The organism is Oceanobacillus sp. CFH 90083, from assembly GCF_009389585.1.
Taxonomy (GTDB): Bacteria; Bacillota; Bacilli; order Bacillales; family Amphibacillaceae; genus Oceanobacillus.
In genome coordinates, this window is record NZ_VIYG01000005.1 from 314,891 (window position 1) to 330,431 (window position 15,541).

Annotated in this window: 15 protein-coding genes and 1 other annotated feature; all 15 genes read right to left on the reverse strand. The window is 38.5% G+C overall.

Features of this window, described 5'->3' with window-relative positions; translation table 11 throughout:
• Positions 1-258 precede the first annotated feature (258 nt).
• Positions 259-3,015, reverse strand: a complete 2,757-nt coding sequence (ileS, locus tag FLK20_RS10250) for an isoleucine--tRNA ligase (RefSeq protein WP_152656462.1) — start codon at positions 3,013-3,015, stop codon at positions 259-261.
• Between the two features lie 81 nt (positions 3,016-3,096).
• Positions 3,097-3,313, reverse strand: a binding site (T-box leader).
• A 92-nt stretch (positions 3,314-3,405) separates the two neighbouring features.
• Positions 3,406-3,909, reverse strand: a complete 504-nt coding sequence (locus FLK20_RS10255; RefSeq protein ID WP_152656463.1) for a DivIVA domain-containing protein — start codon at positions 3,907-3,909, stop codon at positions 3,406-3,408.
• Between the two features lie 70 nt (positions 3,910-3,979).
• Positions 3,980-4,756 carry a YlmH family RNA-binding protein gene (locus FLK20_RS10260; RefSeq protein ID WP_152656464.1) on the reverse strand — a complete coding sequence of 259 codons (777 nt, stop codon included), beginning with the start codon at positions 4,754-4,756 and terminating at the stop codon, positions 3,980-3,982.
• Between the two features lie 14 nt (positions 4,757-4,770).
• Positions 4,771-5,031 (reverse strand): YggT family protein, encoded by a 261-nt coding sequence (locus tag FLK20_RS10265; RefSeq protein ID WP_152656525.1) that lies wholly within the window; start codon positions 5,029-5,031, stop codon positions 4,771-4,773.
• Positions 5,032-5,040: 9 nt separating this feature from the next.
• On the reverse strand, positions 5,041-5,478 hold the full coding sequence (locus tag FLK20_RS10270) for a cell division protein SepF (RefSeq protein WP_152656465.1): 438 nt from the start codon (positions 5,476-5,478) through the stop codon (positions 5,041-5,043).
• 15 nt (positions 5,479-5,493) lie between these two features.
• Entirely contained in the window at positions 5,494-6,174 is a 681-nt protein-coding gene (locus tag FLK20_RS10275) for a YggS family pyridoxal phosphate-dependent enzyme (protein ID WP_152656466.1), read from the reverse strand.
• Between the two features lie 12 nt (positions 6,175-6,186).
• On the reverse strand, positions 6,187-7,005 hold the full coding sequence (gene pgeF / locus FLK20_RS10280; RefSeq protein WP_152656467.1) for a peptidoglycan editing factor PgeF: 819 nt from the start codon (positions 7,003-7,005) through the stop codon (positions 6,187-6,189).
• 120 nt (positions 7,006-7,125) lie between these two features.
• The gene (locus FLK20_RS10285) at positions 7,126-7,386 is read right to left on the reverse strand and encodes a YlmC/YmxH family sporulation protein (RefSeq protein WP_152656468.1); all 261 of its coding nucleotides are present in this window, start codon (positions 7,384-7,386) and stop codon (positions 7,126-7,128) included.
• A gap of 122 nt (positions 7,387-7,508) precedes the next feature.
• Positions 7,509-8,291, reverse strand: a complete 783-nt coding sequence (gene sigG / locus FLK20_RS10290) for an RNA polymerase sporulation sigma factor SigG (protein ID WP_152656469.1) — start codon at positions 8,289-8,291, stop codon at positions 7,509-7,511.
• 121 nt (positions 8,292-8,412) lie between these two features.
• On the reverse strand, positions 8,413-9,126 hold the full coding sequence (gene sigE / locus FLK20_RS10295) for an RNA polymerase sporulation sigma factor SigE (RefSeq protein WP_152656526.1): 714 nt from the start codon (positions 9,124-9,126) through the stop codon (positions 8,413-8,415).
• A gap of 21 nt (positions 9,127-9,147) precedes the next feature.
• On the reverse strand, positions 9,148-10,068 hold the full coding sequence (gene spoIIGA, locus FLK20_RS10300) for a sigma-E processing peptidase SpoIIGA (RefSeq protein ID WP_152656470.1): 921 nt from the start codon (positions 10,066-10,068) through the stop codon (positions 9,148-9,150).
• A 366-nt stretch (positions 10,069-10,434) separates the two neighbouring features.
• Positions 10,435-11,592, reverse strand: a complete 1,158-nt coding sequence (gene ftsZ, locus FLK20_RS10305; RefSeq protein WP_152656471.1) for a cell division protein FtsZ — start codon at positions 11,590-11,592, stop codon at positions 10,435-10,437.
• Between the two features lie 65 nt (positions 11,593-11,657).
• On the reverse strand, positions 11,658-12,947 hold the full coding sequence (ftsA, locus tag FLK20_RS10310; RefSeq protein ID WP_152656472.1) for a cell division protein FtsA: 1,290 nt from the start codon (positions 12,945-12,947) through the stop codon (positions 11,658-11,660).
• Between the two features lie 197 nt (positions 12,948-13,144).
• A complete protein-coding gene (locus tag FLK20_RS10315; RefSeq protein ID WP_152656473.1) occupies positions 13,145-13,981 on the reverse strand; it encodes a cell division protein FtsQ/DivIB in 837 nt (278 codons plus the stop codon).
• Between the two features lie 242 nt (positions 13,982-14,223).
• Positions 14,224-15,348, reverse strand: a complete 1,125-nt coding sequence (gene spoVE / locus FLK20_RS10320; RefSeq protein WP_370453184.1) for a stage V sporulation protein E — start codon at positions 15,346-15,348, stop codon at positions 14,224-14,226.
• Positions 15,349-15,541: the final 193 nt, after the last annotated feature.

Here is a 15,541-nt window from a genome sequence, read left to right on the forward strand (position 1 = left end):
TCCCGGTCCCAGTCCCGGCTAAGGCAAATCTGCGCCTTTTTCAGGCTTGGCTTTACCAAGCTTTCTTTATCTTATCCTTTATGCTGGTAATTTTCAAGAAACAACGATAAGGAAAGGGTACATCCTGCTAATATAGATATAGAGTCAGGCTGCATCTGCTTAAAAAATGGAATCTCCTTATTTCTATAGTCTCTATGCTTTAGATAATGTCATAATAAAGAGCCAGCCTTTTATTTTAAGACTGACTCATTATTTGTTTTAGTTTGTATAATTTTCTTTGACAACACTGGCACATCTTGCACATAATGTTGAATGGTCTTTATCTTCTCCTACTGTATCAGAAACAACCCAGCAGCGTTCGCATGTTTCGCCAGAATGCTTTTCAACAGCAACTTCTACATAATCATATGCTTTTCCAATACCTTTTCCATCCGCAATAACTGCTTCAGAAACAATGAGATATTGATGCAGATGCGCTACATTTTCAAGCACCTGCTTTGTCTCTTCATCAAGGGGAGCTAATGTAATTTTAGCCTCCAGCGATTTTCCAATAACCTTCTCTGCTCTAGCTTCTTCAAGAGCCTTCAGGACATCATCTCTCACTTCCATAAAGTGATTCCATTTTCCGACAATGCCTTCTGCACCGGCAATCTGACGGGGCTCAGGAATATCTGTTAAGTGAACAGTCTCTGCCTCTACACCTGGAATGTATTCCCATACTTCTTCTGCTGTATGCGGAATAATCGGCGCTAATAATTTCACAAGCGTTGTTAAAATTTCATAATAGCCTGTTTGAATACTGCGGCGGCGCGGATGATCTGCAGCTTCAATATATAGAATATCCTTCGCAAAATCTAAATAGAAGGAGCTTAAATCTACTGCACAGAAATTATGAATCTGATTGATTACCGGAGCAAATTCAAAATGCTCATAATCCTCACGTGCATTTTTTAGCACTTGCTGCAGGCGGTAAAGCATATAGCGATCTACTTCCTGCAGGTCCTCATCCTTCACACGATCCTTATTAGGATCAAAATCAGCAAGGTTTGCTAATAAGAAACGGAAAGTGTTACGGATTTTCCGATAGCTTTCGGATGTTTGTTTTAAAATATCGTCAGAGATACGCACATCCGCCTGATAATCCACACTTGCTACCCATAGACGTAAAATATCTGATCCTAATTGTTTTTGTACTTTGGAAGGGACAATGACATTCCCTAATGATTTACTCATCTTACGGCCATTACCATCAAGAACAAATCCATGGCTGACAATATTCTTATACGGCGCTTTTCCTGTTACTGCTACAGATGTAGACAAAGAGGAGTTAAACCAGCCGCGATATTGGTCACTGCCCTCTAAATAAAGGTCAGCTGGACGCTTATGGTCTTCACGATTCATAAGAACACCCTCATGAGAAGAGCCTGAATCAAACCATACATCCATAATATCGACTTCTTTTGTAAATTCGCCATTCGGACTATGCTCAGATGTAAACCCTTCTGGCAGTAAATCTTTCGCTTCTCTCTCAAACCATATATTCGAACCATGCTCGCGGAAAAGATCAGATACATGTGAAATGGTTTCATCTGTTATGATTGGTGTACCATCTTCTCCGTAAAATACTGGAATAGGAACGCCCCAAGCCCGTTGCCTGGAGATACACCAATCCTCACGATCTCTTACCATATTATAGAGTCTGGTTTCTCCCCAATGCGGATACCAGTGAACACTTTTAATCTCATCAAGGATATTTTGACGGAAATCTTTAATCGATGCAAACCACTGTGAGGTTGCACGGAAGATCGTCGGTTTCTTTGTTCTCCAGTCATGCGGATAAGAGTGTGTGATAAAATCCAGCTTCAATAAAGAGCCATTTTCATCCAATTTTTCGGTAATGACTTTATTTGCTTCGTCATAGAATAAACCCTCAAATCCTGGTGCTTCACTTGTAAAGATACCTTTCTCATCAACCGGGCAGAAGGTATCCAGATTGTATTTACGGGAAACATAGAAGTCATCTTCCCCATGGCCGGGAGCAGTATGAACACAGCCTGTTCCCGCATCTGTCGTAACATGCTCACCAAGCATGACAAGAGACTTACGGTCATAAAATGGATGCTGTGCTTCGACACGATCCGCTTCCTGCCCTTTAAATTTCTTCACAACCGTTACATCTTCCCAGCCTAATACTTCTTTAACATCCTCCAGCAAAGCCTCTGCGACGATATACTTTTCATCATTCACTTGTGCCACTACATAGCTTAAATCAGGATGCAGGCTGATTCCTAAGTTTGCCGGGAGCGTCCAAGGGGTTGTTGTCCAGATAATAATTTTCTCGCCGCCATCAAGGACATCTTTTCCATCTGTTACTTCAAATGAAACATAGATAGAAGGTGAGCGTTTATCCTGATATTCGATTTCTGCTTCTGCAAGTGCGGATTCAGAAGAAGGAGACCAATAAACCGGCTTTAGACCTTTATAAATATAGCCTTTACGAGCCATTTCTCCAAAAACTTTAATTTGGGAAGCTTCATAATCCCTTGTTAACGTTATATACGGATTATCCCAATCTCCGCGTACACCTAATTTTTTAAATTGCGAACGCTGACTGTCAATTTGTCCAAGCGCATATTCTTCACAAAGCCTGCGAAATTCTGCCACGGACATTTCTTTCCGCTTAACTTTCTTTTTCTTCGTCAATGCTGTTTCAATCGGCAATCCATGTGTGTCCCACCCCGGAATATAAGGTGCATGAAAGCCGGTCATTGATTTATAACGGACAATGAAATCCTTTAAAATTTTATTCAGTGCATGCCCGATATGAATATCTCCATTCGCATAAGGGGGACCATCATGTAAAATAAATAGTGGTCTGTCCTTTGTACGATCTAAGCTTTTTTGATATTGATTGTTTTCTTCCCAATTCTGTTGGCGCTCAGGCTCTTTATTGGGCAGATTTCCACGCATTGGAAAAGCTGTTTTCGGCATTAATAATGTTTGTTTATATTCCAAAATATTCCCTCCTGTAGTGTTCATTACATATTGAAATGTATTTAAGTTTCACTTTATATACAAAAAGAGTCCTCTAATCCCTAAAGGGACGAGAAGACTCGCGGTACCACCCTTATAAATTTAATGGCCTGCATTAAATTCACTCGAAATCCGTAACGTGGACAGACGGCTGTTACTACATATTTTCATAACAGCTACTCCAGAGTGATTTTCTAAAAGGCTTCTGTATTAGGCTTCCACCATCCCCAACTCGCTTATGCAGAAAATTCTTTTATACTTTCTCTTTCATTGTATCACTATAAAGTTCATGAAGCTTTTAATGTGAAATAAGTGTCAAAAAACATTATACTTGTATGAATTATATGTAATATACAAGCCTAAGTCAAGCCTTTAAGATTCGTGCTCCATCAATTCTAAATCTTCATCGACTTCCGTATCAAACAGCTCTTCCCAGTCATCCGTGCCGAGCATTTCCAGCTGTGCCTGAACAAGCATGCGCATTCTTGAACGGAATACTTTCGCCTGTTTTTTCAGCTCTTCTACATCAAGCGAAATTTTTCGTGCTTTACTTAATGCTTCATTGACAATACGATCCGCATTTTTTTCCGCTTCCTTCATAATTAATTTGGCTTCTTTTTGTGCACTGCCTTTAATATCTTCGGCCGTTTCCTGGGCAACAAGAATGGATTTATTTAATGTCTCTTCAATATTTGTAAAGTGTCCTAATCGTTCCTGAAGCTCTCTTGCCTTCTGGTCCAATTCATCTCTTTCACGTATGACGATTTCATAATCCTTCATTACCTGGTCAAGAAATTTATTAACTTCATCCTCATCATAGCCACGAAACCCTCTTGCAAATTCTTTATTATGAATATCTAATGGTGATAATGCCACCATCTCCACCTCCCAAATCGGTACTTAGCTTCCAATATCTCTTTTTGATTATTCTATAACATTCTAATCTTTATTGTAAAACTGCAGCAGTCATTTTAATCTTATCTTTTTTTGATCTCCCGCGAATCTCTACTACTTTGCTTCTGCCCTTTCCCCGTACAGACAGCATGTCTCCTTCTTGTAATTGGAATTTCACATCATCTACAACACGATAATTTACTTTCACATGCAATTTTTGAATCAATACAGCTGCATCCTTCCGGGATACACCATATATCTCTTTAATCACGGTATCTAAACGCAAGGAAGAAATGGTTTTATCGTATTCCTTCCAGACTTCTTTTTTTACAATGAGAGATGTAAGCGGCTTTTCTTGAAAGGAGATCCGGGATTTCTTAATAGATGTTAGATTCAATTTGATAAAAGGGACAACCTCCCCCGCTGCCAATAAATGAATCTTCCCATCTGCCACCGTAATATCTCCAAGCTTTTTACGCTTCACACCCTGAGACAAAAAAGCACCCATTACATCCCGATGCTCCAGGCTTACAAATTTTTCTGGATAAGCGGCCTCCAGAAGGTCTATTTGAAATATATCCTCCGTAATGGCTTCATAAACAGGTGCAATCATGATTCTTTTGCGCTCACTGCATTCAGATCCGCCAAAGGCAGCCACTTGCAGTTCATCATGATTGGTGCCTAAAAGCATCTGGACAATTTCCTGTTCACGCGGATCCAAAAAATCAGTCAGCTTCGGGATATAAGATCTCTCCACCTGGTCTTTCCAGGAAAGCACCTGATCAATAAAAGGCTGCTCTTCTTTACGAAAATGCTGATAAACTTCCATAGCCATCTCTTTCCTTAAACCATCATGGCAATTTGTACAAAACCCTGTCTTGCGAAATGTAATAATAGAATCGCAACAATTGGAGAAAAATCAATCATACCAAGCGGCGGAATAAACTTACGGAAAATTTCTAAATAAGGTTCACAAATTTTCCCGAGCAGCTCTCCAAATTGGGACTCTCTGGCCCCGGGGAACCAGGACATAAAAATATACACAATGAGTGCAAAGCTATAAATGGTTAAACCAAAACTTATTAGTGAAACGATTTGTGTCAACATCTGCTGCTACCATCCTTTATCATAATCTTGCTGTTCATATAACATTTCGGAAATACTTCCAGATACTTCTACATTATCCGGTGTACACAAAAAGGTCTCTGACCCTAATTTTTGAATATCTCCTTTCACGGCATAAACCGTTCCGCTCAGAAAGTCAACAATCCGTTTTGCCTGTTGATGATCCACACGCTGCAAATTAATAATAACGGCACGTCTGTTAACAATATTATCTGCTATGTCCTGAGCTTCATTATAATTTCTGGGCTCGGCTAAAACAACCTTGGAATTTGTATTTTGTATACTGGAAAGATTCACAACATTCTTACCTGCTGCCATTTTTTCCTTTGTTTGAGGTATTTCTTCTTTTTGTTCTTCTTCAGCATATTCATACTCATATTCATCATCCAACGTGAAATAATTTTTAAGCTTCTTCTTAAAGCTCATTCTCTGCACCTCACTTTAAATTTCTTTGCCGACCAGCTTGGTACCTATCCGAATATGTGTAGCACCTTCCTCTACAGCAACTTCATAATCGTTACTCATACCCATAGACAGGTATTCACATGGTGCATAATCTAAATTCAATTTCTGGATTTGATCCCTTAGCAAACGTAATTTTTTAAACAGCGGGCGGGTTTCTTCCGGATTATCCACATGTGGAGCCATCGTCATTAAACCGACAATTTGTATATTCTCAAATGCAGCTAAATCCTTTATAAAAGATTCCACTTCTTCTACAGCCAATCCGTGCTTCGATTCCTCACCGCTTACATTGACCTGAACAAAACAAGGAACTGTCTTCTTACTGCGCTTATTAATCTCTTTCGCCAAAGATTTTCTATCTAATGAATGAATATAATCGACATGATGAATGATATCTTTTACTTTTCTGGATTGTAGTGATCCAATAAAATGCCAAACAGCACTGTCTCTGATCTCTGCAAATTTTGCTAAAAAGCCTTCATTTCTATTCTCTCCCAGGTGATGAATCCCGACAGATATTGCTTCTTTTGCTCGTTCTATTGTAACATACTTCGTCACAGCGATAATATGAATATCTTCTTTATTTCTGCCGGATCTCTCCGCAGCTTGTGCTATATCCGCTTGAATTCCAATTAAATTATCTCTTACTGCAGCCATTCCTATCCTCCATTACTTCTTTTGTTTCTCAAAGCCTATAAACGCGAGCATTCTTCCCGTTTTTCCATTATCGCGCCGATGAGAGAAAAATAACGACTCATCCTGTAAGGTACAATATTTTGTTACCTCTATATTATGACGAAAGACGCCGGATTGTACAAGGATATCGACATTAATCTCTTTTAGATCAATCAGATATTGTCCCTTTGATACTTCCACAGTAAATTTCTGCTTCTGTTCATCACTCAGATGCGATAAGACAACATCGTCAACGATATAATTTTCTTTAGAAATACTTGGCCCTACTACCACTTTCATGTTCTTTAAAGAGGCGCCGGCTTGTTTTAATTTTTGTACCATTTCCCGGGCAATCTGTCCAACGGTTCCTTTCCAGCCAGCATGAGCAATCCCGGCTATTCTCGTAGTTGGGTCAACAAAAAACAAGGGAACACAATCTGCAAAAAAAGCAACAGCAAGCAGTTGATCTGCCTCATGGATTAGCAGTCCATCGACTCCAGGTATGCTGGAGTCAAAGGAAGTGCTGCCTTTCCCGGCATCTTCTGGAATGGTTAGATGTACGTTTGTTCCATGTACCTGCTCCCCGCAAACCCATCGTTGTAACGGGATATTTAATTCCTGACCTAAAATACACCGATTTTCTAATACCTTCTGCTCGTCATCCAATACATGGAGCCCCATATTTAATTGCTCGTAAGCTCCTTCACTTACACCTCCATTTTTTGTTGTAAAGCCTGCAATCAGACCGGGAATTTCTTCTTCTAATGAAGATAAGTGGAGTCTTGTCTCACTTTTAAGCTGAAATGGCTCCATGTCTTTCCCCTCTTTTCATTTTATGGATACATTTTATTAAATTTCGTTTTTAGGGACCTTTGATTTTCTTTAAATTCAATTTTATGTCTTATTTTAACACATTATATCGATAATTTCTTCTTAATCTTCTGTATAGAGGTCCGGTCCCTTGACTTTCTCCACTAAAATGACATCTTCACCAATCCGTACGATTTTTTCCCAAGCAATAAAAAGCTCTCCTGCTTTAGCAAACATACCGTTTTTTTTCCCTTTTGCTTCAGCAATAACAGCAATAATTCTTCCTGTTCTGCCGTCGATTTCTAAATCAATGATATGCCCTAAACGTGTTCCATCGTCCATCACAATAAGTTCTTTTATTTGTAATTCAGATAGTTTCACCATGTCAGCTCCCTCCTCTTCTTATCCTATGCATAGAAAGATGCTTTTTTTCATGGAAAATGAAAAGGAAGGATGCATTATTGCATGCAAAAAGCCTTACCACTGGAGGCAAGGCTTTTTGTTTCTTATTCAAACATTTGCTTATTCATCTGGTGAATAGCTCCTTTTTCAAGTCTGGATACTTGCGCTTGAGAAATTCCTATCTCATCCGCCACTTCCATCTGTGTTTTTCCTTGAAAAAAGCGTTTATTTAATATCATTTTTTCTCTGGCATTTAATCTGTGCATCCCCTCTTTTAAGGAAAGCTTATCTACCCATGATGAATCTTTATCTTTTTCATCACTCAACTGATCCATTACAAAAATAGGGTCGCCGCCATCATTATAAATTGGCTCAAAAAGAGAAACAGGGTCTTGAATGGCATCCAGTGCAAAAACAATATCCGCCTGCTCAACTCCCATTTCCTTGGCGATTTCTGCTGGAGACGGGTCTTTAGATGTTTTACTGATTAACTGCTCTCTGACCTGTAAAGCCCGATAAGCAATATCCCGTAAAGACCTTGATACACGAATTGGATTATTATCCCGTAAGTACCTTCTGATCTCACCAATAATCATCGGAACAGCATAGGTGGAAAAACGCACATTATGGGACAAATCAAAATTATCAATTGATTTCATTAACCCAATACAGCCGACCTGAAATAAGTCATCAACATATTCCCCCCTGTTATTAAAGCGCTGAATAACGCTAAGAACAAGGCGCAAATTGCCATTTACTAATTCTTCCCGGGCAATCATATCGTTTTCTTCCTGCATCCGGATAAATAATTTTTTCATTTCATCATTTTTAAGTACTGGAAGCTTTGATGTATCAACCCCGCATATTTCAACTTTATGTCTTGCCATTCCCGAAAACCTCCCCAATCTTAGATGCTGTTCAAGGACAGTATCTCCCCGGGAAAAGTTTTTATTCAGGAAAAACCTGTAAAAAAATAATTGATATGCGGTGAAGAATTGATATATCAAGCTACACCATTTTATTAAATTCTTTTTTTAATCGACGTATAATTTTCTTCTCTAATCGGGAAATATAAGACTGGGAAATTCCCAGCATATCTGCTACATCCTTCTGCGTTTTTTCATCATCGCCGACTAATCCAAAACGCAGCTCCATAATCTGTTTTTCACGTGCATTTAATTTGCCTAATGCAGATTTCAGCAATGATTTATCAACATTTGATTCGATATTCTTTGTAATAATATCTTCCTCTGTTCCCAGTACATCCGATAATAAAAGTTCATTGCCATCCCAATCAATATTTAGCGGTTCATCAAAAGAAACCTCTGTTTTTAGTTTATTGGTTCTACGCAGATACATTAAGATTTCATTTTCAATACAACGGGAGGCATAGGTTGCCAGTTTAATTTTTTTCTCCGGGTTAAAGGTATTCACTGCCTTAATCAGCCCTATCGTACCTATGCTAATCAAATCTTCAATGTTAATACCTGTATTCTCAAATTTTCTGGCAATATAAACGACCAGCCGCAGATTTCTTTCAATTAACATCGATCTGGCTGCTTTGTCTCCTTTAGGCAATTTTTTTAGCAATTCCTGTTCTTCTTGCTTTGTTAAAGGTGGCGGTAATGCCTCACTTCCGCCAATATAGTAGATTTCCTTTGGTTTAAATCCAATCTTCCTAAGAAACTGATACCAACGTAATTTAAGTTTAAACTTCCAAATAGCCACTTGACGCACTCTCCTTTATGCAGATTGAATGATAGATTGTTTAATAATAAGGGGATGCAGCAGACAATGATATTGCTCGTCCCTCTCCAATACTCCAAATTGAATACCAATTAACACATTTGCCGTCTGAAGAATTTCATTATTATAAAAAACCGTCAGTTCTTCAGCCCGAATTGCCAGCATGAAAGCATGTGCACCATCAACCCCCTGATATGGAACCATATGCAGTTTATCCTCCCATTTCTTTGGCAGCTGACTGAAATCCAAATCCTCTCTCACTCTTCGCAGCTCTTCCCACTCTTCTTCAGCAAACCACTGTTTTAAAAATGGTTCATCACAAATAACAACAGGTTGTTTGGTCAGCGGATCGACAAGCTGATTTCCACTGTCAATATAACCAATCGATTCAAACGACTGATGTTCGATTGTCAATATTACCTTATGCATCTCGTCATATTTCACTTTTTCTCCAACGTGCTCGTCCATTCGCCGCTTTGTAAAATACCAGATAATCGGAAAGCAGATGATCACAAAGAGCCAGCTGACAGGATCACCATACCCCTGATTAAAAGTAATCATTCCCTCCAAAGAGACTGTTACCGGACGCTGTAGAAAAAAGTGAATTGCCATTAATCCTCCTCCTATTGCAAAAGACACAAAATAAAAGAGCAGTGTCAGCTTGATAAAGCGGTACAGACTCTTAAAGCCGAATGTACTAAATATAATTAAGAAAGAATAGATCAGCTTACCGGCAACATGATTAAAAAAAGAATTTGGATAAAAAATCGTCAATGGAACAATACATGAAGCAATAAATGCACCTAGAAATAAACGAGTTCTTTTGACTGATTTTCGGGCAAGTATCTGTACGAGCATCAGCAGCATTAAATCTACCATAAAATTTAATGCCCAAATGACGTCTAAGTAAATAGACAATCTGTGCTCCACCCCCTTGATTGCTACTAATCAGAAGAAATGATTATCCTCTTTTGTACATGATTTTCATACCATGAAAGTAATATATGATGAAAAGTATAGACAATGGCAAGAGAAAAGTCTGTCAGTTCTTGTGTGCAAAATTAAGCTATTTAGCACTTATTCTTAGAAATAATGTCTAATGATTTTGGAGTTAAAAAAGAGGGGAAAAGAATGATAATTCGCAGCAGCCGGACAATCCTATTTTCTTTCTTTCATGTCAAAACAAAAAATGCTGTGCTAAAGGATTCCCTTTAACACAGCATTTTTTGTTTTATATTTATCAAGGTAGCCGTTCGTAATACGCCAGTATAATGAAGTTTCACGTTATCGGTTACGATTACGATTTCTCAGGAAAGTCGGGATATCTAATTCATCTTCCTCTGGACGAGGTTTAGAAGGTGATGGATTGGATGCTTCTCTTTCCCTTACAGGATGATTTGATTCATTTGTTTGTTTCGTAGCTGCCTGCTGGGCTTGTCCTAGATTTGGACGCTGCTGTTTTTGACGCATATCTGCCTTTGGTTGTGCATTTTCATCAAAGCCAGTAGCAATTACGGTCACAACAATTTCATCATTAAGGTTTTCATTAATTACGGAACCAAAGATCACATTTACCTCTTGATCTGCTGCAGACGTAACTAAATCAGCTGCTTCCTGCACTTCATAAAGGCTTAGGTTTGTACCGCCCGTAATATTCATTAAAATACCGTGAGCTCCATCGATGGATGTCTCTAATAATGGAGAAGAGATCGCTTTTTTAGCCGCTTCTGTTGCTCTTGTTTCTCCCGTAGCGATACCAATACCCATTAGAGCAGACCCTTTATCATACATAATCGTTTTCACATCAGCAAAGTCAACATTAATCAAACCAGGTTTTGCAATTAAATCAGAAATACCTTGTACCCCTTGGCGAAGAACATTATCTGCTTCACGGAATGCTTCAAGCATTGGCGTGTTTTTGTCAACAATCTCCAGTAGACGGTCGTTTGGAATAACAATTAGTGTATCCACGCTTCCTTTAAGTGTGTCAATACCGGAAACAGCCTGTGTAGATCTTCTTCTGCCTTCAAAGGAGAATGGGCGGGTTACGACACCGACGGTTAATGCACCTAAATCTTTAGCTACCTGGGCAATAACCGGAGCCGCACCGGTTCCTGTACCGCCGCCCATTCCAGCAGTAACAAAAACCATATCTGCACCTTTTAATACTTCTTCTAACTGCTCTTTACTTTCTTCTGCTGCTTTTTTCCCTACTTCCGGGTTGGCACCGGCACCAAGACCACGGGTTAATTTTCCGCCAATCTGTATCTTGGACTCTGCCTTGGAAAGATTTAAGGCTTGGGCATCTGTATTTACTGCGATAAATTCGACACCCTCTACACCATGCTCAATCATACGGTTAACTGCATTATTTCCGCCACCGCCAACTCCAATAACTTTTATCGTTGCTAATTCTTCCATGTTTGTATCAAAATCTAACATATTATGGTTTCCTCCTAGTCTACTAATTACGAACAATTCCTGATATAAGCTTCTGCAGACAGGAATTAATCAAAGAAATATTTGAATAGATTAGCAAATCCTGATTCTTTCTTCTTGCCTTTTTTCTTTTCCTTCTTTTCACTGACAGGTCTTGATTGCTTCACTGGCCGCTGTTCCATTTCTTCGCCATCTAAAGCTACAGCAGGGTATAATTCTTTCCCTTGTATTTTCGCATTGTGGTAAGCAAATTGCAAAATACCTACACCAGATGTGTATTGGGCTTCTCTGACACCAATATAATCCGGTACGGCTACACGCACATTGGAATAGAATAAATCCTGAGCCAGCTCTAAACTTCCGGGCATCGCAGTAGTGCCTCCTGTCAGTACAAAACCGCCAGGCAGCTCCTGAAAGCCCATTTTCCGAATTTCTCTATCAATGTAAGTGTATATTTCTTCTAATCTAGCTTCTATCATATCAGCTAATTGAAGCTGATTAAACACTTGTTTTTGATTACTACCAATTGTGGCTACTTCAAAAGTCTCTTCCTCGGAAGCATCGTTATAAAATGCATACCCATAATTCAATTTAATTTGTTCTGCTTCTTCTGTAGAAATACGTAAGCCGATAGATAAATCTTTGGTTATATTATCTCCGCCTAAATTGATGACACTTGTTGCAGCTAAATGATCATTTTCAAATACGGATACAGTTGTACAGCCTCCGCCAATGTCAATAAGCGCTGACCCCATATTCTTCTCATCCTTCGATAAGGCAATGGTTCCCGCAGCAAGCGGCTGAAGACAAATATCTGCCACTTCTAAATTAGCCCGCTCTACACATTTTAAAATATTATGCAGAATCGTTTTAGAGCAAGTAATGATTGTTCCTTCCATTTCCAGGCGAACTCCAATCATTCCCCTGGGGTCTGTAATTTCATCTAAACCATCCACAATAAATTGCTTTGGAATCACATCAATAATTTCCCGTTCTGGAGGAATAGAAATGACTTGAGCGCCATCAATTACTCTTGTTACATCTTCATCATTAATTTCACGATTCTCGCTTTGTACAGCTACGACGCCATGACAAGGCTGAAGCTGGATATGGGAGCCATTTATCCCCACTACAACGCGGTGAACTTCCATTCCTACCATTCTTTCAGCTTGTTCAACTGCACTTCTGATAGAATGAACAGTCTGATCGATATCAACGATAGCACCCTTCTTCATTCCGTTTGAGGTAGCAGTACCCACTCCAATAATATTTAAAGAGTCCGGCTGTACTTCTCCAATAATTACTTTTATTGTATTTGTCCCAATATCAAGACTAACTAATATTTCGCTGTTGTTCAAAAAAGTGCACCTCCCCGTAAAAATATGCTTCCGATATTTTTACTGCCACGTTATCCTTTGTATAGTCTTTAATTCTAAAAGAAAATGAATAAAAAATAAACATATTTTATGCTTATTTTTTCAAGTAATCTATTTCCATAAAAATCGACAATATACCATTCGTTAAAAAAAACGGATATATGACTTCATTCTGCAAATTATTCATTTCCTGTTTCTTCATTTTCTTCATTAACTTGCTCATTAATTTCTTCCAATTCGTCTTCGAGATCTACTTCTTCCATATCTTCTTTCTGAAAAGATTCAAAATAGACCCCAACCCCTATATGAATGATACCACTATCTCCTGCCTCAAGCTGAGAAACGATTGACGGATAGAAATCCAATTTATCAAACATCTGGTCTGCTTTTCCTTGTACGAGAAAGCCATCACTCATATAAAGAGTAATAAGCTCGCCCTCAGCTTCTGTATCTGATTCATTCCGTTCAACTTCAGAAATCATATTAAAAATACTCGGGCGAATATCCTTCATTTCTGACGCTAATTCGGTTAGCTGCTCTTCATTAAAGCCTGTCATTAATGGCGCATTACCAATAGAATCCTGTACATACCGCCGGATGACCTGACCATCTGCCAGAACCGGATAAAACTCTCTTCCATCCTGAACAAATCCGAGGACAGATTGTTCCTCCACTTCAATCACAACGGTGCTCGGAAAACTCCGGCTAATAGATGCTTGTTCAATGACAGGGTCTTCTTCTATCTGCGCTGCAACAGAGGACCCATTCACAGACCAGATGTTCATACCTTCTGTTAAGCCTGATCCATCTATTATGTACTCATCCGTTAAGAATATATTACCATTTACTTCAATCGAGCGTATTTCACTCCATGGAGATTGTAAGTAAACAATAATAGCGATGAGAAAGAAAAATATTGATAGATAAAATATTAATCGCCTATTCGCTTTTTTCTTTCTGGCTTGCTTCAATTTTGGAATTCGATCCTCAATAGAAACAATGTTTTTATCACTCATCTCCATTTCTTCCTTTGCCCATTATTTTCAGAGAATATAACTGCATAGCCTATATCCTCTTGTATTTACAAAAATTATATCATAAATTAAGGTGATACATATAGCTGACCTTCATTGTTTTTAAAGTTTTTTCTTTTCTTATAAAATTTTGCTCTAATATAGGTTAAATGAAACATACATCTTAGTTTCTTTTACGTACATATGGAAGGAAAGACCTTATCTTCATTTCATTTATTTCCCTGTTAAATGATCGGCTTTGTACTTTTTTCCATGCTTTTAGCATGCCTGCTGATGCTTAATAAAATTCCTGCTGCACACAATGTCAAAGTTAACGAAGAACCTCCATAACTTAGAAAAGGAAGAGTAATGCCTGTTACAGGAATTAAACCGATAACTACACTGATATTAATCATTGCCTGCAGCACTAGCATGCTCGCTATTCCTATTGCTAATAGTCTGCTAAATAAATCTGGTGCCTCCATCGCAATTTTGATCCCTCTCCATAATAGCAGAAAGAACAACAGAATAGTTGTACAACCTCCTATTAATCCTAATTCCTCACCAATAATTGAAAAAATAAAATCTGTCTGCGGCTCGGGAAGATAAAAATATTTTTGCAAACTGTTCCCTAAACCGAGCCCCATCAGCCCTCCCGGCCCAATAGCGTAAAGGGATTGGATAATTTGAAAACCATGCCCCAAAGGATCCTCCCATGGATTTAAAAAGGCCAGAATCCGGTTAATGCGATAAGGGGCAGAAACAATTAACCCAATAAAACCAATGACACCAATACTAGCCAAACCAAAAAAATGGGAAAGCTTGGCTCCTGCTACAAAAAGGAGAATCATACAAGTTAATACAAGTACCATTCCTGTACCCAGATCGGGCTGTAGCATAATAAGACCAAAAGCAGTAAAGATTAAAAGCAGGCATGGAAAGAATCCCTTTTTAAACGAAGTAATATACTTTTGATAGTCAGATAGAATAGCTGACAAAAAAATGATTAATCCTAATTTCATAAATTCAGACGGCTGAATACTGAATGCGCCGACACCAATCCAGCTTTGTGCTCCGCCACGAACCATTCCAACTCCCGGTATAAGCACAAGCAAAAGCATAATGAAACAAGAAAACAATAAAATTTTTGCATATTTTTTCCATGTGTAGTAAGGAACATAAGAGATAAGAACCATTCCAATAAACCCAATCCCGGCAAATAAAAGCTGTCTTTTTAAGTAATAAAAGGAATCATTGAACTTATATTCGGACCAAATATGAGAGGAGCTGTAAACCATCAGCAGTCCAATACCTAAGAGAACAACAATAATTCCAAATAAGACTTTGTCCAGTTTATTTTGATTTTGAATGAATTTATACAAAAATACCCCTTCTTTCCACGAGATTAACTTAGGAAATAGGGGCATGCTAACATATTGTATATAGAACTTGTCCAATTCTATTTTGTTATTTTTAGAGAACGTTCAAAAGGTTCAACAAAAATACACAGCGAACTTTTTGGCTTTTTATCGACCTTTTTGAACATGCACTTTTCATTTTATA

Bases quoted from the DNA above. Each gene is read 5' to 3' on its own strand.
- sigG (WP_152656469.1), bottom strand. From the start codon at position 8,291: ATGGCAAGACATAAAGTTGAAATATGCGGGGTTGATACATCAAAGCTT.
- FLK20_RS10285 (WP_152656468.1), bottom strand. From the start codon at position 7,386: ATGGTGAAACTATCTGAATTACAAATAAAAGAACTTATTGTGATGGAC.
- pgeF (WP_152656467.1), bottom strand. From the start codon at position 7,005: ATGGAGCCATTTCAGCTTAAAAGTGAGACAAGACTCCACTTATCTTCA.
- FLK20_RS10275 (WP_152656466.1), bottom strand. From the start codon at position 6,174: ATGGCTGCAGTAAGAGATAATTTAATTGGAATTCAAGCGGATATAGCA.
- FLK20_RS10260 (WP_152656464.1), bottom strand. From the start codon at position 4,756: ATGGAAGTTTATCAGCATTTTCGTAAAGAAGAGCAGCCTTTTATTGAT.
- FLK20_RS10315 (WP_152656473.1), bottom strand. From the start codon at position 13,981: ATGAGTGATAAAAACATTGTTTCTATTGAGGATCGAATTCCAAAATTG.
- ftsZ (WP_152656471.1), bottom strand. From the start codon at position 11,592: ATGTTAGATTTTGATACAAACATGGAAGAATTAGCAACGATAAAAGTT.
- FLK20_RS10270 (WP_152656465.1), bottom strand. From the start codon at position 5,478: ATGAGCTTTAAGAAGAAGCTTAAAAATTATTTCACGTTGGATGATGAA.